Raw genomic sequence first — 19,148 nt, forward strand, 5'->3', positions numbered from 1 at the left:
AGCCCTTTCTACCGGCGTCGATGCAAGCGGCCAAGGGAAAAAACATCCTTCCCGTGCAGCCTCGGTCAATCGCCGGACAACCAGAATCGCTTCAGCCCGCGTTGCATTTGCTGTTCGGATACGACCCTGGCCATGGCCCACTGCTCTGGCAGCAACCCCTGGTAAGTGGAATGACAAAACCGCTGATCAACGAGCAGCAACGCCCCGCGATCCTGAGCAGTGCGAATCACCCGGCCCGCAGCTTGCAGAACTCGGTTGATCCCCGGGAAACGGTACGCAAAATCAAATCCGGTGCCCCGCTCATCGAAATAGCGGCGAATCAGGTCTCTTTCCGGGCAGACGGCCGGCAAGCCAACACCCACAATGACCGCACCACTGAGCCGCTCGCCCACCAAGTCGATGCCTTCACCAAAAATCCCTCCCATTACGGCAAATCCGACCATCGGTTGATTGTTCTGCGTTGAAAAATGCTCGAGGAACCGGACACGCCCCGCTTCGTCCATCTCACGCATCTGTACCAGGACTTGAACCTCATCCGCCGATTCTTCAAATCGACCGACCACCATGCTCATGTATTCATAGGAAGGAAAAAAGCACAGGTAGTTGCCTTTCTTGGGGTGGATAAAGCTCCGGATGAGTGCCACAATCGGATCGATGCTCCGTTCGCGCTGGGTGTAATAGGTGGATATGCCGCCAGCAATGAACACCTTCAGGTTTTTTGGAGGAAAAGGAGACGGGATGGCCAGCATGGCCGCGGTCGGTTCGCATCCCAGAATATCCCTGAAATAGCCTGCCGGTGTCATGGTGGCCGAAAAAAAAACGACCGACCGGGAACGCCGCAGGGCCATTTTCAGGTGCCGGGCGGGGTCACGGCAGAAAAGTTTGATCTGCAGGTCCTTGCCGGCTGCCTTGCTGCAGGTCACATAGCTGTCGTCAAACTGATCCCACACTCGCAAAAACCCGCTGACTTCGAAGAAGCGATCCATGACAATTTCGCGGAAGGGCGTCGATTGATTCTTGGCCAGCCAACGCTCCGACACCCGCAGAAAAACACGCAACACGGGTTCCAATCCGTCAGGCAGGTTGGCCTCGGAGTGAAAGCCGCCGGCTTCATGAGTCCTTTTTCGGGCATCGAGCATCCAGGCATTGATCTTTCCCGCCGCCCGATAAACAGCTGGCAGGTGCTTTCTCACCGCCCGCCTGAGGTCGAGGAAATCGATTTTACTCAGCTGGGCGGAAAACATTTCCCGGGAGCGGTCCACCAGGTTGTGTGCCTCGTCTACCAGAAAGGCATAAGCGCCGTTTTCCTCATCGAAAAAGCGTTTCAGGTACACGCGTGGATCGAAGGCGTAGTTATAATCGCAAATAATGCAATCCGCCCAGCGGGCCAACTCCAGGGAAAGCTCAAATGGGCAGACCCTGTGGGATTGTGCCACGGCCTCTATGGTGCTGCGATCCAGGTCGTCCCGCGAGAAAGCATCATCCATAGCGTCCGGCAGTCGATCGAAATGACCGCTGGCATACGCGCATGCATCAGGATTGCAGGTGGCGTCGGGACAAAAGCAGATCTGGTCCTTGGCAGTCAGGGAAACCCGCTTCAATCGAAGCCCCGACGCCTGCAGGATGTTCAGGGCGCTGATGGCAGAAGCCTTGCCGGTATTGCGGGCAGTAAGAAAAAAAAGCCGGTCGGTATAGCCCTCGCCGAGCGTCTTGAGCGCAGGGAAGAGCACCGCCATGGTTTTGCCGATGCCTGTCGCCGCCTGGATAATCGCCTGGCCGCCATCCCGGAGGGTTCGATAAACGGCGACCGCCATGGTGCGTTGGCCGGCTCGATAAGGCATAAAGGGGAAGCCGATTGAAATGATGGCCGCATTGCGAAGGTGCCGCCACCGGACGAGGGTCGTGGCCCACTTCAGATAACGGTCGATCAGTTCCTGGAAAAAAGCTTCCAGAGCGTCACGGGTCAACTCCTCGACCAGTTCAAGGGTGTCGCCGGTATCCAGATGGCAATATGTCAGTTGGACGGTCACCGCCCCGAGGTCCTGCGCACGGGCCAGCAGGTAGGCATAAACCTTGGCCTGGCCCCAATGGCATCGATCCGGCTCCTTTTGGAGGCTTTTCAGGTCTGTGGTGGTGGATTTGATCTCTTCGACGATGATCGCTCCATCGGTTTCGAGTACACCATCGATTCGACCGGCAACGATCAGGATCAGGTCCGTCGTCTCCACTTCCAAGGAGACCGGCACCTCTGCGCGATACCCATCAGGCCGTTGTCGCTGTATTTTCTGATGGGCTCGAATCCCTTCGAGGGGTCGCCCGGACATGGCAAATCGCATGTCCAGGTCACCGGCTCGGAGAACGATGTCTACCAGCGTTCTGACTGCAATTTGATGTCGTTGTTTCAAGCCCGTGCTACCCCTTCTGACCGCTTCTGCTTGCCTTTCACTAAAACGGGCACTACTGTAAATAGCTAAATACGTTTGGTCAAGCCGGCAAATCGTCACGGGTGCGTCAACCAGCCTGGCAAACATGCAATGGGATCGCAAAGGGAGGAAAAATGGAATCAAGAGTGCTTGGAAATACGGACATCCACCTGTCCCCCATAATCATGGGCACCTGGCAGACCGGCAAATCCATGTGGACGGGCATCGATGATGCGCAAAGCCAAAGGGCCGTGCAGGCGGCCATGGACGCCGGCATCACCACTTTCGATACGGCTGAGGTATATGGAAACGGGCACTCGGAGAAGGTGCTGGGCAAGGCCATCGGCAGTTACCGGGACAAAGTGCTGATTCTGTCCAAGGTGTTTTCCAACCATCTCGGATATGACCAGGTGATCGCCGCCTGCCACCGCTCCCTTAAAAACCTGGGAACCGACTACCTGGACCTCTATCAGATTCACTGGCCCCCGGGTTCCTTCGGTGCCAAACCAGTGCCCATGCAAGAAACCATGAAGGCCCTGACAGACCTCAAGGACCAAGGAAAAATCCGCGCTATCGGTGTCTCCAACTTCTCTCTGGATCAACTCAAAGCCATATGTGAAATCGGGCCCATAGAGAGTCTCCAACCCCCCTACTCTCTGTTATGGCGCCATGTGGAATCCGGCAGCCTGGATTGGTGCCGGGAAAACCAGGTGACCATCCTGGCCTATTCACCCATGGCCCAGGGACTGCTCACCGGAAAATTCGGTCCGGATCACCAATTCGAGAAAGGGGACCACCGCAGCAGCAATCGGCTGTTTCAGCCGGATCTCTACCCGCATGTGCAACAGGCATTAGGCGCACTTCGACCCATGGCCGAGAAAAAAGGCATTACCATGGCCCAGTTGGCCCTGGCCTGGGTGATCGCCAAACCCGGTGTCTGCGCCATTGCCGGCGCCCGCAATGCCCGGCAGGCCGCAGACAATGCCAAAGCGGCCGACGTCACGTTAACCGAGTCCGAGTTGGATGAATTGGACCGCATCAGTCGTCCGGTAGCCGATCTGGCGGACGATAATCCGGTGCAATGGAAATGGTAGAAAAATGGTTGTGGTTTACCGTTCAGGCTTGTTGACTTCGCGTTTAATTTCTTTCCGGCTGGTTTGATCGGGTAATCTTGAGGAACAACAAAACCTTTAATCGCTGAATGGAAAACCGTTTGACCTCTCGATAACTAAAGGATGTCCATGGTAAACGGGAACGACTCTCGAAAAAATGCCCTGCTCTGCCCCGGATGCCGTAAACTGGTCAGTGCCGATGAACGCAAATGCCCCTACTGCGGCCTGGGGACACCGGGAGCCAGATGGAAAAACGGCTTTCTCGCCAAGGGGTTCAGCAGCGCCGATCGGCTCATCAACACGATCATTGTCGTCAATGCCGCCATGTACCTGCTCTCCCTGTTGATCAGCGGCCGCGGGATGAATCTGTCGGCAAACCCGATGAGCGTTCTCGCACCGGACAGTCAAAGTCTGCTCCTGCTTGGCGCCACCGGCGCTATCCCCATTGACCGCTTCCATCACTGGTGGACCCTGGTATCGGCATCCTATCTTCACGGCGGGATTCTTCACCTCGCTTTCAACATGCTGGCCCTTCGTCAGATTTCTCCCCTGGTCATTGGTGAATACGGCACCCATCGCATGATCGTCATCTACACGCTGAGCGGTGTGGCCGGTTTTATGGTCTCCTATTTGGCCGGTGTCAGCTTTACCATTGGCGCATCGGCTGCCGTCTGCGGCCTCATCGGGGCCTCGCTTTATTATGGAAAAAGCCGTGGCGGCACCTACGGTCATGCGATCTATCGCCAAGTGGGTGGCTGGGCGCTGGGCATCGTCCTGTTCGGGGTGATTATACCGGGCATCAACAACTGGGCCCACGGCGGCGGCATGGCAGCAGGCATCCTGATGGGACGCCTCATGGGATATCAAGATCGCAAAAAGGAAAACATGCGCCATCGCCTCTTGGGGAGTCTATGCCTGGCCGGCACAGCCGCCGTCTTGTTATGGGCGATGTTCTCCGGCCTGTTTCTGCGGTTATAACTGTCGAGGTCAAATTCTGAACAATCAACCGCACAAAGACAGCTTCACCCTTCGCCGATGCATCCTGCTGACCCTGTATGATCTTTTTCAGGAACATCCCTTGGCCGAAGTGGAACTGCCCCAATTGGAGACATCCTGCCAGACGACGGTCAAAGCATTGAACTGGAACATGGTCTACCTGGAAAAAAAAGGCTTCGTCTCCCTCTCACCGTCAGTGGAGTGTCTTCCCTATGCCGCCTGCACCGCATCCATCACCGGCAGCGGCATCGATCTGGTGGAAAACGCAGAGGCGTTTTCCCGACAGTTTCCCCTTGATGCCGGCTGACCGGATTGCGTGCTCAAGCGCCAACGATCAGCGTCACCATGGCGCCGACCATAACGATGATGATCATCCAGCAGCAGTCCACCACTCCGTAAGCGATCTGTCTCATCTCCATGCCCTTTCACCATTTAAGTAAAAGCAACCGCCTCACCAACGGTTCATCATGGTCGACAATCTATCGCCTGGGTGTGACAGATCCGGTCACAGGGAGGGGGGATATTACTGGGGTTCACGGAGCGAAGGGTTCGGCGTTGGCGCAGATATCGATGCAATGTTTCAAAACGCCAATGCGGCCGAGAATAGACGTTCACCTTAATGAATTGCGCCATGCGTGGCAAACTAGAAAAGGGCAGGATGAAGTAAATCAGCCTGCCCCAGACCTTTTCTTGGGGGCAACCAGTGCAGCGTGAATGATGCTGCCCGGCTGGGCTTCGACGAATGAAAAGGACGGGGCGGCAAGCCAACCGCCGTCCAGATTCTTTGCACCTTCAGTCTCAAGCCTTCAGCCGTCCCTCTTTTTTTACATTCCCAGCAGCCCCTCCCGGATCTTTTTATCCGCATTTTCGCCGACATTGTAACGATAGTACATTTGTGCGAAGGTGTTCCCCGGGATGGTTCCCTTAACCTGACCCTGGTAGGTCAGCGTGATCCCTTTGCCGGGGACATAGACGGATTCGGAAGTCAATCCCGGTTTCATATCCGCATCCAGCCAGGAGGCGTATTTGTCGATATCCGCACGGTTGGCATCCACCAGGTCCTTTGGGTTGCCCTCCTCCATGAGTTCGACGAATCCTTCGCTGATTTTTTTGGCGGTGGCCTTGCTGGTCAGGTAGTGGGTGAGCATGTATTTGACCTGTTCGGATTCGATGACCTCTCTGGGGTCTTTGGTGGGGTTTTCAAGGTAAAGGCCAACCGCATAGACCTTCACGAAGCCGAGTTTCTTTAGGTAGGAGACCCCGTTCAATTTGAGGGTTTTACCTTCGACAACCTTTTCTGTGGGAAACTTCACTCCCAGGATTTCCACTTCGCCAGCGTAACCGATGCCGGCGACAACGAATACGAACACCACGGCCATGGCAGACGCAAACACGCTTTTGCTCATTCTTCTCTCCTTTGTTTGTCAGCGCCGATCCGATGGCACTCAATCGGACGGCAATATTTGTAAACGAACCGGATCAGTGTTTTGTTGACGCTGCCAACATCCTTGGCGAATCTACCGAAATCCTGATCAATTGCAATCCTTTAATTTAAAAAAAGCGGAATCACCGCCTCAGCGGGTATGATAGGCTGAGCAGTGGCATTCACATATACGACCACGAAGGGCTTTTTTCTGTTTGCGATGTAAATGTTAAGTTCCCTGACGACCATGCCCATTCCATCGACACCGTGTGTCGAACCGCTGTCCTCAGTTATCAGTCCTCCGTTTACCTGGCTTCTGTCAGGGCGTCACCAGTGTCCCGATCAACTGATTCACATTATCGAGGCCTTCATGCTGCAGCCACTTTTGCATGCCGTCGATGATTGCCAGGGTGCTGCCCGGATTGACGAAATTGGCTGTCCCCACCTGCACGGCCGTGGCACCCACCATCATGAATTCCAACGCATCCGTGGCGTTCATGATGCCGCCAACACCGACAATGGGTATTTTTACCACCTGGGACACCTGCCAGACCATGCGCAGGGCAACGGGCTTGATGGCCGGCCCGGAGAGGCCGCCGGTGAGATTGGCCAGTTTCGAACGACGCGTGGACAAGTCAACGGCCATACCGGTGATGGTGTTGATCAGCGACAGGGCATCTGCTCCGGCATCTTCAGCTGCCCTGGCCATCCGGGCGATGTCGGTGACGTTGGGAGAGAGCTTGACCATCAGGTGTTTAGTCGTCTTTTCCCGGACGGCGCTGACCACCTCGCCAGCGATTGCCGGATCTGAGCCAAAGGCCACCCCGCCCTCTTTGACATTGGGGCAGGAGATGTTCACCTCCAGTCCCTTTACAGCATCGAGGGTTTCCATCCGTTCGGCCAGCAGCGCATACTCCTCGACGGTCTTGCCGTATATGTTGGCAATGGTAGGCGGGCGAAGGGTCTTTAAAAAAGGTAGTTTATCCTTGATAAATCCATCGATGCCCACGTTTTCCAGCCCGATGGCATTGAGCATGCCGCAGTCGGTCTCGACGATGCGCGGCGGCGGGTTTCCTTTGGAGGGGTTCAGGGAGAGGCCCTTGACGATGATGCCACCCAGGCGGTTCAGGTCAATAAAGTGGTCGAACTCCCGTGCGTAGCCGAAGGTGCCCGAAGCGGTCATCACCGGATTCTGAAGCTCCAGGCCGCCGATGTCGACGGTCAGATCAGGTGCAGCCATATGAAGATCTCTGCTGATGATTGGGTTCGTGGTTTTTTCGCGTTGCCTGCCATTTTCGCGCAACGGTGTTGATGCGGGCTTCCAGGTTGAGCACATAAGCCGGCTCGGGTTGCCGGATCCCGGATTTGCCATCCCACTCAACCGCTTTGACCTGCTTCATCACTGCCGGGATATGACCGTTTTCCGCGACCAGAAACCGCTCAACCATGCTGCGAAACCGGCGGCTTTGCACCAGGGATTCAGCCACATGCCGCCTGGCGTCATCGCCGGTGCAGGAATAAACATGCCCCAGGCAAAGCGTTTCTATATCCAGTGTGCTCAACCGCTGCATGGAGCGGAAGTGGACATCGTAGTCCACGAGACAGTCGGTCACGATGTAGCCCGTCTCATCCGGTGTGCCCAAGGCTTCCGAAGCAACGAGCAACTTAAGCTGGGGTATGAAATAGGAGAGGAAATCCCATGTGTGCCCGGGTGTTTCCATGGCCTGGACGGTGAGATCCGGTGATATCTCGAAACAATCCCCCTCTTTAGCGGTTAACTCCACGCTGAACGATTCGAAGGTCGTGTTACCCGGATCGACGCCAAAATCAACCGCCATCCCGGCAGCGAACTGGTTGAGATCGACGATCAGGGAAATCGCATGGGGCCGGTCAAAGACATTGGCGGCCTTTTGCGAGCAGACCACTTGCATTTCCGGGAATTGGGACTTGAGATAGGCTACGGCGCCACAGTGGTCGAAATGGGAGTGGGTCAAAAAGCACCACCCCGGCTGGCGATCGTTCAGCACCTTCCGGATCTGTCGGGCATACACCGGTCCGAGAAAGGCCAGCCCGGCATCGAACAGGGCCGGCCGCTCACCGTCAACAAGAAAGACCGGCACGGCGCGGTGCCCCAACATGTAGACACCGTCGGCAATTTCTCCGATCCGGTCAACAACCATATTTCCTCCATTGAAATTGCCGTGTACCGATTGTCCGCAGCAAGGAAAACCGGGCCGTACAAGAATTACAGGGTAATATAGACGAGTCAGAAAAATTGATCAAGCTGGAGTTTGGACTGACGTTTGGACCGGCCGGCAAGCCAAGCGACGTGCCGGCCGTCTTCCCCCGGGTCAGAATTTGTGCTAAGATTTTTTGTTTGAAACGCTTATTGGAAAGGAACAAATTCCCTTTTGTTCGAACTGAAACTGCCGATAGTCGTTGGAGACGGGAAACAGGAATATCGAACATATGACGATCTCAACAAGCCAAACCTCGACGCTTGCACCGATGGACGGTTGCTAAAAAATAACCCCCTTTCCCTTTTCAGGAAACATTATGAATATCACCGTTCAATACTGGCACTGGCTGGTATTTGGCATGATTCTCATCATGGCCGAAATCTTCGTTCCCAGTTTCACCATCTTTTGGTTCGGGCTGGGCGGAATAGTGGTAGCCGGCCTGTTGTTGCTCTTTTCCGGCATCAGTTTCACCTGGCAGCTGTTCATCTGGGTCATCGCCTCGTGTGTGTTCACCTTTCTTTGGTTTAAATTCATACGGCCGATGATGACTGACCGGACCCGGGCGGGAATTGCCCGCGAGGCGGCCATCGGTGAAACCGGACAGGTGATACGGGCCCCTGAAAGTGGCCGCCGGGGCATGGTTCGATTCACCACTCCGCTGCTGGGATCGGATGAATGGGCGTTCATTTGCGACAGTGCCGTCGCCGCAGGTGACCGGGTGACGGTTGCGGACATCTCCGGCAACACCCTGGTGGTTAAAAAAGCATAAATGGCTGCCACTTATTCATTTTGCCATAGGGGTTGACACCGTATTTCCAATGGTTCCCTGCCATCGTAAAGCAACTGGACCCCAGACTGATTCCCAGATCATCTGGTTGAAATGAAATGACCTTTAAAGCGAGTTCTGACCCAACCATTCGGAGGATAACATGGACGGATTGATCGTTGTGGCTGTCTTTACCGTGCTGGTAATCGTCACCCTGGTTTTGGGCGTGCGCATCGTTCCCCAGGGAAGCAAGCACGTAGTTCAGCGGCTGGGCAAATATCAAAAAACCCTTGGCCCGGGCCTGAATATCATCATCCCCTACATCGACACGGTGGCCTATAAAGTCACCACCAAGGACATCGTGCTGGACATCCCCTCCCAGGAGGTCATCACCAGAGACAATGCCGTTATCATTGCCAACGCCGTCGCCTACATCAATATCATTTCTCCGGAAAAGGCGGTTTACGGTGTGGAGAACTACCAGTTCGCCATCCAGAACCTGGTACAGACCTCCCTGCGTGCCATCGTTGGTGAGATGGACCTTGACGATGCCCTCTCCTCCCGCGACCAGATCAAGGCCAAACTCAAGGCGGCCATTTCCGACGACATTTCGGACTGGGGCATCACCATGAAAACCGTCGAGATCCAGGATATCAACCCCTCCCAGACCATGCAGTCCGCCATGGAAGAGCAGGCCGCGGCCGAGCGTCAGCGGCGGGCCGCGGTGACCCGGGCAGAGGGCGAAAAGGCCGCGGCCATCTTAGAGGCAGAAGGCCGTCTGGAGGCTTCCAAACGCGATGCCCAGGCCAAAGTCGTCCTTGCCGAGGCCAGTCAGCGGGCCATCCAGAAAGTCACCGAGGCCATCGGTGACAATGAGATCCCCGTGATGTACCTGATCGGTGAAAAATACGTGGAGTCGCTGAAAAGCCTGTCCACGTCGCCAAACGCCAAGGTGGTTCTGATGCCGGCGGAAATTCCAACGGCCATCAGGGGGATCTTGGGTGGAACGAAGTAAATATGGTCCGGATCATCCCAAAAGGCGTCGACGGACATCATTGTCGTATTTTTTCCGGAAATTCATTCGATGAAAAAGATTTTAGGTATCGTCAGTTCGGCGCGGCGGTTGGGCAACTGCGAAATCATGGTCAAAGCGGTGTTTCGGAACCTGGCCAGGCCCTGCGAACTCAGCCTGCTGCGGCTGACTGATTTTCAGATCGACCCGTGCCGGGGGTGTTACCGTTGCCTGTTCAATGACGGTCATTGTGTGATCGACGATGAATGTTCCATCGTGTTGGATGCCATCGGATCGGCCGATGCTGTTATCCTGGCCGCGCCAGCCTGTTTTCTGGGTGCCCACAGTGCGTTGAAAAGGTTTCTGGACCGCGGGCTTTCTTTTTATGGCTCGGAGGACCGACTTTGGGGCAAACCGGCCGTGGGCGTGGCGGTGGCAGGCATTCCCGGCATGGAAGGCGGCACCCTGTTGGACATCGAGCGTTTTCTCAAACTGATTCTGGCCGACATCAGGCAAACCCAGGCGGTGTATGGCGCACTTCCCGGTGAAATCCTTTTGGATCAAGGCAACCGAGAAGCCGCCAGCAGCTTGGCCCAAAGCCTCTTCGGTCCGAAAATTCACAAAACCGGCCCCAACTGCCCCTTGTGCGATGGCGACGCGTTCCGTTTCATGGGACCCGACACGGTTCGCTGCTTGCTTTGCAGCAACGCTGGCATCATTCACATGATGGATGGCACTGCCGTTGTAGAGATAAATCCTGCAGACCACCAGTTGTTTCTGACCCGTCAGGACGTCAAGGACCATAAAGCCTGGCTCATGGGTATGAAGGAACGGTTTATGACCATGCGAAAGGCCCTGGAACCGATTAGCGTCGACTATCTCAAAGATGGGTAATGGATCAAACCACACACCCAAACACAGGGCCCCATTTTCGAAGAGGATGACTAAAAATGAAGCTTTTTGGCAAATCCAACCCGCCCGAAACTGATCCGGCAGCGCTCACCAAAGCGATTAATGACGCCCGCGAGCGGTTGGACGTATTTTCAGAAAGTATCCGGGCCCTGTTCCTTTTTGTCCGCGAATATACGCTGGACATCTCCGAAATCGATGCCGAGAACTTTAAAAAACAGCTGGAGGCCCTTCAGGAAAAATTTCAGCGCGATGAAAAGACGAAAACCATCGCCACCCAGTTCGACCGGCAAAAGGTCAAGATTTTAGACCACATCCAGCGCCAGAAAAAGTACATCGGTGAACGTGAAACCGAATTCAGGGAGATCATCGATCTGATGACGGCGGCCATGGGCGGGTTGGACAACGAAAATCGTGATTTTTACAGCAGCATTCGCTCACAGGGAGAACGCTTTGAGGAGATCACCCGTCTGGACGATATCAAACGCATTAAAAGTGAACTGGTTCGCGAGGTCGACAAAATGCGGGCCATGGTCCGCGAGAAGGAAAGCCTTGACCAGAAAGCGCTCGACTCCCTTTCCAGCCAGGTGGATACTCTGAAGAGGGAATTGGACAAGGCCCGCCATTCCGCCAACACCGACGGCCTGACCGGCGTCAATAACCGTAAAGCGCTGGACCAGCATCTGCAAACGCTGGTGGAGCGGAACACGATCACCCGGTCACCCTTTTCCCTGCTGATGATGGACCTCGATGATTTCAAGCAGCTGAATGACTCCTACGGGCATACCGTGGGGGATCGGATGCTGCTGGCCTTCGCCGGAAAATGCCGCGCCGCAGTGCGAAGTGACGACTTTTTGGCCCGCTACGGCGGGGAGGAGTTCACGCTGATCCTGCCCGGCGCCTCTCTTCGAAATGCCACCAAAAAAGCCAAGCAGCTCTGCCGGTCCATTGCCGCCGCCCGTTACGCCGCAGACGACTCCCCTGCGGCGGACGCGGTGTCCATCACCGTCAGTATCGGGGTCAGCACCTACCGACCGGGCGACACGGTAAAGCGTTTGGTTGACCGGGCCGATCAATGCCTTTACAAGGCCAAGGCAGCCGGCAAGAACAGGGTGGTGGATGAAAATGCGCTGTAACCGTTGACACGGCAGCGACCCTCGATATTTACATCGTTCTATATTCGTTTATATTTACGGCAGTTCAACCGCCTTGATGAAAGAGAAGACTGCTGCATGTCCGCATCCACGATACAGCTCGATCACCTTTCAACCATGCTGAACAAAACCGGCAATCTCCGTCAACACCGACCACTGTCAGAAAACAATCTTCGAGAATTTTATGGCACCATCGCTTCCGACCGGATCCATCTCAGCAGGCAGGACTGGCAGGGTCATTGCGTGAGCACCCTGATCGGGCATCTGCCGAATCTAAAACCAGCTGTTAAAACCTCCCTATCGCGTTTCGTCGTGGGCAGATGGAACGCTCAGGCCGCCGGCAACACGGCCACGTTGAGCCTGAGCAGCCCGGACATGTCGGGACCGTCGGCCCGTCACGCAAAAGATGAGCGCTTGGCGGTGTCACAATTGGGAGAAGGCAGCGGCATCCCACCTCAGCGACCTTTCGTCTCCCCGGCAATGCCAGCGCTCCGCCGCGACTGGTTCGACCGCTTTACCGACTGGGTTGCCGCCCTCGTTTCACTATTTAAATAACCCGTGGAGGTATTTATGACCGAACACCCCCTGACAATCGAAAACCTGATGAAGATCACCCTGGACATTCAGACCGTCGAACCACCGGTTGCCGATCGCAGCAGTATACCGTTCGTTTTTATTTATGGCATCGGGTCTGCCGGCATCACCCCCTTTGAAAAAGCGCTGTATGGAAAGCTGGCGGGCGACCGGGTCAGACTGGACCTGACCGCCGGCACCCTTTGTGACTACATGGGCCATCTTAAACTTCCCTTGAGCAAACCATCCGGCATCTTGGCTCCTGTTTCGCTCGAGGTCACCGTGGTCGATGTGGTAAGGGCACAGGATCAGGAAGTGGTGAAGGCCATGGCGGCCGGTGGCAGCTGCAGCGACTGTGGATGCGGATGCGGCGGCCACTGATCGATAGCGTAACGCCAACCGGAAGGCAGCCGGACAAATGATCCGGCAGGCGTTAAGAGCGTGCGCCGAATGGCAATTCCGCGGCGCCCGAGACCGTCTGTCAAATTCATCAGGTTAACGTCTATGGGCTTGATTTGTTTTCGGGAACCCCTTATACCTACTGATGTTTATGATGAAAATAACAAACACACCCGTATAGCGCCCGGAGACCTTCATGTATCGTGACAACTATATCACTGCCCTGCGAACCGAACTGCTGGAGATGGTTTCCGAGCAACTGACACCGGTGGCCATGCGCTACGGCTACAGCGAAGTGCCCCTGGAAACCAATATAAAATGGCGCCCCCAGGTTCTGGTTCTGGGCAACTACTCGTCGGGGAAATCCACCCTGATCAATGAATTTTTGGGAACGACCGTCCAAGGTACCGGACAGGCGCCCACGGACGATTCCTTTACCGTTCTTACATATGCCGAGAGTGAACCGGAGGGTGCACCGGTTCGGGTCACCGATCAGCGGGATGGTAAATTTTTGCTCAACGATCCCGAATATCCCTTCGAGACCATGAAGAAACACGGCCAGCGGTTCGCCTCCCATTTCAAGCTCAAGAAGGTCAATTCCCCGTTTCTAAAAAACCTGGCCATCATCGACACACCCGGCATGCTCGACAGCATTACCGAAAGGGACCGGGGATACAACTATCAGGACGTCATTGGCGATCTGGCCCAGATTGCCGACCTGGTGCTGGTGCTGTTCGATCCCCACAAGGCAGGTACCGTCAGGGAGGCCCATACCAGCCTGCGGGATACCCTTCCGGCCAAGACATTCGAGGACCGGGTGTTATACGTGCTCAACCGCATCGACGAATGCGCATCCATGACTGACCTGCTGCGCGTATATGGAACCTTGTGTTGGAATCTGTCGCAGATAACCGGACGCAAGGACATCCCCATGATCCATCTGACCTATTCACCGTCTGCCACGGAAAAATCGGGTCGTTCCGAAGATCCTCAGGCCACCTACCTTGACTATCTGGAAAACCAGCGCGAGGAGCTGAAAAAAGCGGTGCTTCAGGCGCCCTGCCACCGGCTGGACAACCTGGCCTCCTTCGTGGAAACGCATGGTGAAAGGCTTTGCCATTTCCTCGAGGGTATGATCAGCTATCGCAAGAAAGCGCGGTTGTTCCGAGTGAAGGCTTTTTTCACCGGATTGGCGGTTTCGCTGATAGGTGGCGTTGCCGGCGGGTTGGGTCTCATGAGCCTGCCGCCATTTGCCGGCCTGGACCCGGTGCTCCAGATCACCGGCGCAGGTTTGCTGAGCGGCGTCATCCTCATTTTCTGGCTCGCCATCGCCCAAAAATACCTTTACTCCCGCTTTCTGAAAAAATGGTTGCGGCAACTGGACGATCTGACCCCGCTTCCCAACCAGACCCGTCGTGACAGCTGGGCCTCCATACGCGACCTGCTCTATGTCAATCTGAAAAACAGCAACGGTCGGTTTTCACTTTCGCAGGTATTGGCTGAACATGCCACGGTAAAACAGATCCACGACAGGGGATCCCGCGAAATCCGCGAGGCACTGAAAGAATTGGCCGGAATTGGGATGGATAACAACGCCTGGGAAGAAAAAGGCGCAGGACCGGTTCCCTATTGGGCCAATACCGAAGCGACCCCGGGTGATCGTTAGCACTTTATGCGAACAGGTGATCGGCTATTTTTGGCATTGAGCATGCCGATCGCCTTCACCATGAACGAATCATTCGATTTCGTCTGATCAAGATGCCGATCCTATCTCTCGAGGGAGCCCACCATGACTGAAGCAACCAGTCTCCCGGTCATTCCCGATTCACGCAGAGACGATCTACACCAGCTAGAAAATAGTCGGCAAAGCCAGTTGAACCTGTTCATGGCAGGAAACCAGTTCATGGTCATGCAGGAACTGGTGTCGGCGTTCAAGCAGCTGTATCCCGAGATCCGCCATATCTACTATCAGACGCTGCCTCCAGGGATTCAGCTCAAGCAGATTCTTGCCGGTGGCGCCATTTTTCGTGGTCAACGCATCGATGCAGCGGCGGACATCTATACATCGGTGAGTGAAAAAGCCATGGAACGGCTGGCCGACGCCCAAAAAATAGTACCGGGCAGCCACCGCCTGTATCTTCACAACCGACTGACGCTGCTCGTGCCGACCGCCAACCCGGCATCAATCGCTACGGTATCAGACCTGGGCGGCGAATCTGTTCGCATCTCTCAACCGGATCCGGCCCACGAAGATATCGCCCACCACATCATGAAGATGTACCGTGATGCGGGTGGAGACGCATTGGTGCAGCGGATCATGGAGGAAAAGCGGGCCGAGGGCACGACCATCATGACTGTGGTGCATCATCGTGAAACACCGTTGCGATTACAGAAAGGAACCGTTGACGTCGGACCCGTCTGGGCCACGGAAGCCGTGCACGCCCGGCTTCGCAAGCTGCCCGTCAGCGTCATCGAACCCGGACCCGACCTGGACCAGCGGAAATGCATCAATTACTATATCTGTAGATTGAAACAGTCTCCCAATCCGCAACATGCAAAAAAATTTTTAGCCTTCATCGCTTCCGATCGTGCACGCACAATCTATGAAAAACACGGGTTCATCAACCCGGGAGGTGAAACCGGCAAGCATTTGTCAGGAGGTCTGAATGAATAAATCCCGCCTGGGCCCTGAAGCCCTTATGTTTCCAACTCCGTCTGTTCTTGTCGGTGCCATGGTGGACGGTCGTGCCAACTTCATGACCGCCGCCTGGTGCGGTATCGCTTCGTCAAAACCACCGGCCATTTCCGTGGCCATCCGCGCCGAGCGCCACACGCTTAAAGGCATCCGCGAAAACGCTGAATTTTCCATCAACATACCATCTGCCAGTCTGGTTGAGCAGGTGGATTTCTGCGGCATCTATTCGGGTCGCAAGGTCGACAAATCGACGGTTTTCGATCTGTTCGCCGGCGATCTGAAGTATACCCCCCTGGTGGCATCATGCCCGATTAACCTGGAGTGCCGACTGCGCCACACACTGGATTTAGGTGCCCACACCTTAATCGTGGGAGAAGTGATTCAGACCCATGTCGATGAAAACTGCCTGGCCGACGGCAAGCCCGACGCCACCCAGGTGGACCCGCTGATCTACTCCATGGGAACCGGAAATTATCATCGATTGGGTGAAGTCGTGGGTATGGCGTTTTCAATCGGCAAGAAAAAAAAGGAAGGTAAAACATGAACAATTTTCACCCGGAACAAGCCTTATGTGAAACCCGCAGGGAGTTTGGTGAGCACGGCGGCGTAACCCCATCCATATCCCGTTCATCAACCTTCACCGTGATGGACCCGGAAACCATGCCGGAGATTTTCGGCGGCATTCGCGGCCCGGAGCAAGGGGGCTGCTTTCTCTACAGCCGGCATTTCAACCCCACGGTGGACACCCTGGCCCGCTATCTGGCAGCCATGGAGGGCACCGAATTTGCCGTATGCACCGCCAGCGGCATGTCCGCCATTTCATGCACCCTGCTCCAGCTCTGCAAAAGCGGTGATCATATCGTATCCAGCAATACCATCTATGGCGGAACCCACGCCCTGCTGAATGAATTGCTGCCACAATTCGGCATCACCACCACATTTGTGAGTCCAGCGGACACAGCCGCTTTTGAACGGGCGATCACCCCGAAAACCCGCGTGCTCTATACAGAGACCTTAGGCAACCCGACGTTGAAAGTGGCCGATATCCGTGCACTGTCCAAACTGGCCGATGACCATGGTCTCTCCCTGGTCGTCGACAACACATTCACCCCGATGATGATCTCCCCGGCCCGTTTAGGAGCGGACGTGGTGGTCTACTCCATGACCAAGTACATCAACGGTGCCAGCGATCTGGTGGCCGGCGCCATCTGCACCACCAAGGCGATGGTCCACCAACTCATGGACCTGCATACCGGTCGGGTCATGCTGCTGGGGCCCACCATGGATCCACGCATGGCCTACGATATCATCCAGCGCCTGCCTCATCTGGCTCTGCGCATGCGCGAACACTCCCGTCGGGCCCTGGCCATCTGCCGCCGGCTGGAAGAACTGGGTGTACCGGTGGTCTATCCGGGTCTGGATTCCTTTGCCCAGCAAAGCCTGGTCACGAGTCTGATCAACACGGGTTACGGCTATGGCGGCATGTTTACCATCGACTGCGGCACCCGCGATCGGGCTGACGACCTGCTGGATGAACTCCAGAACAAGGAGGATTTCGGCTACATCGCCGTCTCTTTGGGATACTTCGATACGCTGATGTCCTGTTCCGGGGCGAGTACCTCGTCGGAAATCAGCCGTGAGGAGCAAGAAAAAATGGGACTTTCACCGGGATTGATTCGCCTTTCCATCGGTTACACGGGCAGTCTGGAAAAGCGCATCGAGCAGATGGAACGGGCGGTCAGGACAGTGGGGTTGGTCAAGGGATAAGCGGATTTGGAAGCATCATTGACAGTAAACGGGACTTTAACATCCGATGATATGCGGGAAGCGGCGATCGCCTTGATTCAGGGTGAGTCGACATTGACGCTGGCCACGGCCGGTGAATCCGGGCCGTGGTCGGCGCCGGTGTACTATGTATACGCCAACAGGGGTTTCTACTTTTTTTCCTCACCCCAAAGCCGCCATATTACAGAGGCCATGGTTTCGGGAAAGGCGGCTGCATCGCTGTTCCGCGCGGCGGATTCATGGCAGGCCATTCGCGGCATTCAGATGCAGGGGACGCTGGAACGGGTTCACTCCGTGGCATGGTCGATCAAAGTGATTGCCATGTATCTGAAGCGATTTAGCTTTGCCAGGGAATTCTTTCCAGAAAACCCGTCACCAGACCTGGAAGCCTTTTTTTCACGCTTCAAGGCACACCTCTATACGTTTAGGCCAACCGCTTTCTATTACATCGACAACCGCTTCGGGCTTGGCACCCGACAGCGGATCGACTGGTAAAGCAGACCGCCTGTGCGAAACGTCGAAACACTGACGGGGTTCACTTCTGCTGCATCATGCAGCTGGTCGGCAGCCAATATGGCGGCATGGTAAACGACCGCCGCCACTCGCTGGCGCGGGGGGCGGCGGTGTTGGTTTCTGGATGTGCCAAACAGCCCGGCCGGTCTCAGGTAAAAAAGGCGCGCCATGGCTTCAATGAGGTTTGCTATTTCTTGACCTGTGAATGGTAGGCGTTGACTTTCTGATTATAGGCCTCGAGTTTTTCTTCATAGCTGGCAATTTTGGCATTCAAGGCCTCCACCTGATCAGCATAGGCAACCTTTTCCTCATTGGTCGCCCCTTGTGGCGGTGCCTTGGCCTCGAGTACCGACCGTTCGGCCTCGAGCGCATCGAAGGTGGTTTTCAAATCCGCATGCATTTGATCCATCTCTTGCTTTTTTTGCGAATTTCGCCCTTGCCAGGTAGCTCCGGATGACCCGGTCTCTGGTTCCGTTGCTGCTGTGGACCGGCTCGACGTTTCATTGACGGTTAGGCCAGTTGTCTTTTGAACCGGTTGGCTTTCGACCGATTGGTGCGTTTTTACATCCGGCCGCTGGTCCGGCGGAACACTGGCCAGATTATCGGTGAAGCGCAACACCCCGTTCTGGTCGGTATATTGATAATACTCGCCCAACGCCGGACTCACCCAAAAGACAACCATGCCTGCCAAGAGAAGATTCCTGATCAACATCCACATGTTCACCACCCTGGTCAATGGGGTTCGTTGGAAACAACTTCAATTACCACTACCTCTCCGGCCTTGTTGAGCCTCACCCCCACTTGGGCCCATTTGGCAATTCCGTGGACACTTACCGTGGACGCGAGGATCAGTTGCCGGTCAGCAATCGTAATTTGATTGCCATCGATCGCATTCAACGTTCCGACCACATCAAAAACGTCCTGGGGGCGAAGGGTGGCATCAGGGGCGCTCGATTCAAGAGGTTTGATCTGGCGAATGGCCACGTTCGCCGTGCGGCCGTTATGCTTCTGGATGCCCTTGTCGGCAGCCATACCGGCCGTTGCTAACCATCCCCCTGCGATCAGTATTCCGATCAGCCATCCCGCGACTGTTTTTTTGCGCTTGCATGTGAAAGCCATGTGCCTGTCTCCTTTATGCTTGGTGCCTC

Annotated in this window: 20 protein-coding genes; 14 read left to right on the top strand and 6 right to left on the bottom strand. The window is 55.5% G+C overall.

From position 1 onward, the window contains the following. Nucleotides 1–65: 65 nt before the first annotated feature. Nucleotides 66–2,405, bottom strand: a complete 2,340-nt coding sequence (locus tag ACZCED_RS03485; RefSeq protein WP_462968371.1) for a helicase C-terminal domain-containing protein — start codon at nt 2,403–2,405, stop codon at nt 66–68. Between the two features lie 152 nt (nt 2,406–2,557). Between ACZCED_RS03485 and ACZCED_RS03490 the strand changes: the two genes are divergently transcribed. The 3 genes from ACZCED_RS03490 to ACZCED_RS03500 all read left to right on the top strand — a co-directional run bounded on the left by ACZCED_RS03490 (nt 2,558) and on the right by ACZCED_RS03500 (nt 4,838). Continuing rightward, entirely contained in the window at nt 2,558–3,517 is a 960-nt protein-coding gene (locus ACZCED_RS03490; RefSeq protein ID WP_462968372.1) for an aldo/keto reductase, read from the top strand. A gap of 147 nt (nt 3,518–3,664) precedes the next feature. After that, entirely contained in the window at nt 3,665–4,513 is an 849-nt protein-coding gene (locus ACZCED_RS03495) for a rhomboid family intramembrane serine protease (protein ID WP_462968373.1), read from the top strand. Between the two features lie 100 nt (nt 4,514–4,613). Continuing rightward, a complete protein-coding gene (locus ACZCED_RS03500) occupies nt 4,614–4,838 on the top strand; it encodes a hypothetical protein (protein ID WP_462968374.1) in 225 nt (74 codons plus the stop codon). 517 nt (nt 4,839–5,355) lie between these two features. On the opposite strand, the gene ACZCED_RS03505 is transcribed toward ACZCED_RS03500, so the two are convergent. From ACZCED_RS03505 to ACZCED_RS03515, 3 genes are all read right to left on the bottom strand, one after another. Beyond that, nucleotides 5,356–5,937: a chalcone isomerase family protein gene (locus ACZCED_RS03505; protein WP_462968375.1), complete on the bottom strand. Its 582-nt coding sequence runs from the start codon at nt 5,935–5,937 to the stop codon at nt 5,356–5,358. Nucleotides 5,938–6,273: 336 nt separating this feature from the next. Continuing rightward, nucleotides 6,274–7,194 carry a dihydroorotate dehydrogenase gene (locus ACZCED_RS03510; protein WP_464860220.1) on the bottom strand — a complete coding sequence of 307 codons (921 nt, stop codon included), beginning with the start codon at nt 7,192–7,194 and terminating at the stop codon, nt 6,274–6,276. Then, nucleotides 7,181–8,134 (bottom strand): MBL fold metallo-hydrolase, encoded by a 954-nt coding sequence (locus tag ACZCED_RS03515; RefSeq protein ID WP_464860221.1) that lies wholly within the window; start codon nt 8,132–8,134, stop codon nt 7,181–7,183. The genes ACZCED_RS03510 and ACZCED_RS03515 overlap by 14 nt, the downstream gene beginning before the upstream one ends. A 376-nt stretch (nt 8,135–8,510) precedes the next feature. Here ACZCED_RS03515 and ACZCED_RS03520 point away from each other — a divergent pair, with 376 nt between their 5' ends. The 11 genes from ACZCED_RS03520 (at nt 8,511) to ACZCED_RS03570 (ending at nt 17,982) form a co-directional block, all read left to right on the top strand. After that, the gene (locus ACZCED_RS03520) at nt 8,511–8,963 is read left to right on the top strand and encodes an NfeD family protein (protein WP_464860222.1); all 453 of its coding nucleotides are present in this window, start codon (nt 8,511–8,513) and stop codon (nt 8,961–8,963) included. A 160-nt stretch (nt 8,964–9,123) separates the two neighbouring features. Further along, nucleotides 9,124–9,975, top strand: coding sequence for an SPFH domain-containing protein (locus ACZCED_RS03525; RefSeq protein ID WP_462968379.1), 852 nt, complete (start codon nt 9,124–9,126; stop codon nt 9,973–9,975). A gap of 69 nt (nt 9,976–10,044) precedes the next feature. Beyond that, complete coding sequence (locus ACZCED_RS03530) at nt 10,045–10,866, top strand: flavodoxin family protein (protein WP_464860223.1); 822 nt, start codon at nt 10,045–10,047, stop codon at nt 10,864–10,866. A gap of 56 nt (nt 10,867–10,922) precedes the next feature. Beyond that, nucleotides 10,923–12,017, top strand: a complete 1,095-nt coding sequence (locus tag ACZCED_RS03535) for a GGDEF domain-containing protein (RefSeq protein WP_462968381.1) — start codon at nt 10,923–10,925, stop codon at nt 12,015–12,017. 135 nt (nt 12,018–12,152) lie between these two features. Beyond that, on the top strand, nt 12,153–12,590 hold the full coding sequence (locus ACZCED_RS03540) for a hypothetical protein (RefSeq protein ID WP_464860224.1): 438 nt from the start codon (nt 12,153–12,155) through the stop codon (nt 12,588–12,590). Nucleotides 12,591–12,605: 15 nt separating this feature from the next. Beyond that, the gene (locus ACZCED_RS03545; RefSeq protein ID WP_462968383.1) at nt 12,606–12,989 is read left to right on the top strand and encodes a hypothetical protein; all 384 of its coding nucleotides are present in this window, start codon (nt 12,606–12,608) and stop codon (nt 12,987–12,989) included. Nucleotides 12,990–13,203: 214 nt separating this feature from the next. Further along, nucleotides 13,204–14,673, top strand: coding sequence for a dynamin family protein (locus tag ACZCED_RS03550; protein ID WP_464860225.1), 1,470 nt, complete (start codon nt 13,204–13,206; stop codon nt 14,671–14,673). A 123-nt stretch (nt 14,674–14,796) separates the two neighbouring features. Beyond that, entirely contained in the window at nt 14,797–15,681 is an 885-nt protein-coding gene (locus ACZCED_RS03555; RefSeq protein ID WP_462968385.1) for a molybdate ABC transporter substrate-binding protein, read from the top strand. After that, nucleotides 15,674–16,246 (top strand): flavin reductase family protein, encoded by a 573-nt coding sequence (locus tag ACZCED_RS03560; RefSeq protein ID WP_462968386.1) that lies wholly within the window; start codon nt 15,674–15,676, stop codon nt 16,244–16,246. The genes ACZCED_RS03555 and ACZCED_RS03560 overlap by 8 nt, the downstream gene beginning before the upstream one ends. Then, entirely contained in the window at nt 16,243–17,469 is a 1,227-nt protein-coding gene (locus ACZCED_RS03565) for an aminotransferase class I/II-fold pyridoxal phosphate-dependent enzyme (RefSeq protein WP_462968387.1), read from the top strand. The genes ACZCED_RS03560 and ACZCED_RS03565 overlap by 4 nt, the downstream gene beginning before the upstream one ends. 6 nt (nt 17,470–17,475) lie before the next feature. Next, on the top strand, nt 17,476–17,982 hold the full coding sequence (locus tag ACZCED_RS03570; RefSeq protein WP_462968388.1) for a pyridoxamine 5'-phosphate oxidase family protein: 507 nt from the start codon (nt 17,476–17,478) through the stop codon (nt 17,980–17,982). A gap of 205 nt (nt 17,983–18,187) precedes the next feature. On the opposite strand, the gene ACZCED_RS03575 is transcribed toward ACZCED_RS03570, so the two are convergent. Both ACZCED_RS03575 and ACZCED_RS03580 read right to left on the bottom strand, forming a co-directional pair. Beyond that, nucleotides 18,188–18,682: a DUF4124 domain-containing protein gene (locus ACZCED_RS03575; RefSeq protein ID WP_464860238.1), complete on the bottom strand. Its 495-nt coding sequence runs from the start codon at nt 18,680–18,682 to the stop codon at nt 18,188–18,190. A 50-nt stretch (nt 18,683–18,732) separates the two neighbouring features. Next, nucleotides 18,733–19,119 (bottom strand): hypothetical protein, encoded by a 387-nt coding sequence (locus ACZCED_RS03580; RefSeq protein WP_462968389.1) that lies wholly within the window; start codon nt 19,117–19,119, stop codon nt 18,733–18,735. Nucleotides 19,120–19,148 lie beyond the last annotated feature (29 nt).

The organism is Desulfosarcina sp. (genome assembly GCF_055467485.1).

Excerpts from the sequence above, each read along its gene's own strand:
- ACZCED_RS03575 (WP_464860238.1), bottom strand. The coding sequence starts at position 18,682 with ATGGTTGTCTTTTGGGTGAGTCCGGCGTTGGGCGAGTATTATCAATAT.
- ACZCED_RS03550 (WP_464860225.1), top strand. The coding sequence starts at position 13,204 with ATGTATCGTGACAACTATATCACTGCCCTGCGAACCGAACTGCTGGAG.
- ACZCED_RS03540 (WP_464860224.1), top strand. The coding sequence starts at position 12,153 with ATGCTGAACAAAACCGGCAATCTCCGTCAACACCGACCACTGTCAGAA.
- ACZCED_RS03520 (WP_464860222.1), top strand. The coding sequence starts at position 8,511 with ATGAATATCACCGTTCAATACTGGCACTGGCTGGTATTTGGCATGATT.
- ACZCED_RS03515 (WP_464860221.1), bottom strand. The coding sequence starts at position 8,134 with ATGGTTGTTGACCGGATCGGAGAAATTGCCGACGGTGTCTACATGTTG.
- ACZCED_RS03580 (WP_462968389.1), bottom strand. The coding sequence starts at position 19,119 with ATGGCTTTCACATGCAAGCGCAAAAAAACAGTCGCGGGATGGCTGATC.
- ACZCED_RS03525 (WP_462968379.1), top strand. The coding sequence starts at position 9,124 with ATGGACGGATTGATCGTTGTGGCTGTCTTTACCGTGCTGGTAATCGTC.
- ACZCED_RS03495 (WP_462968373.1), top strand. The coding sequence starts at position 3,665 with ATGGTAAACGGGAACGACTCTCGAAAAAATGCCCTGCTCTGCCCCGGA.
- ACZCED_RS03560 (WP_462968386.1), top strand. The coding sequence starts at position 15,674 with ATGAATAAATCCCGCCTGGGCCCTGAAGCCCTTATGTTTCCAACTCCG.
- ACZCED_RS03505 (WP_462968375.1), bottom strand. The coding sequence starts at position 5,937 with ATGAGCAAAAGCGTGTTTGCGTCTGCCATGGCCGTGGTGTTCGTATTC.
- ACZCED_RS03545 (WP_462968383.1), top strand. The coding sequence starts at position 12,606 with ATGACCGAACACCCCCTGACAATCGAAAACCTGATGAAGATCACCCTG.
- ACZCED_RS03555 (WP_462968385.1), top strand. The coding sequence starts at position 14,797 with ATGACTGAAGCAACCAGTCTCCCGGTCATTCCCGATTCACGCAGAGAC.
- ACZCED_RS03535 (WP_462968381.1), top strand. The coding sequence starts at position 10,923 with ATGAAGCTTTTTGGCAAATCCAACCCGCCCGAAACTGATCCGGCAGCG.
- ACZCED_RS03490 (WP_462968372.1), top strand. The coding sequence starts at position 2,558 with ATGGAATCAAGAGTGCTTGGAAATACGGACATCCACCTGTCCCCCATA.
- ACZCED_RS03530 (WP_464860223.1), top strand. The coding sequence starts at position 10,045 with ATGAAAAAGATTTTAGGTATCGTCAGTTCGGCGCGGCGGTTGGGCAAC.
- ACZCED_RS03510 (WP_464860220.1), bottom strand. The coding sequence starts at position 7,194 with ATGGCTGCACCTGATCTGACCGTCGACATCGGCGGCCTGGAGCTTCAG.
- ACZCED_RS03565 (WP_462968387.1), top strand. The coding sequence starts at position 16,243 with ATGAACAATTTTCACCCGGAACAAGCCTTATGTGAAACCCGCAGGGAG.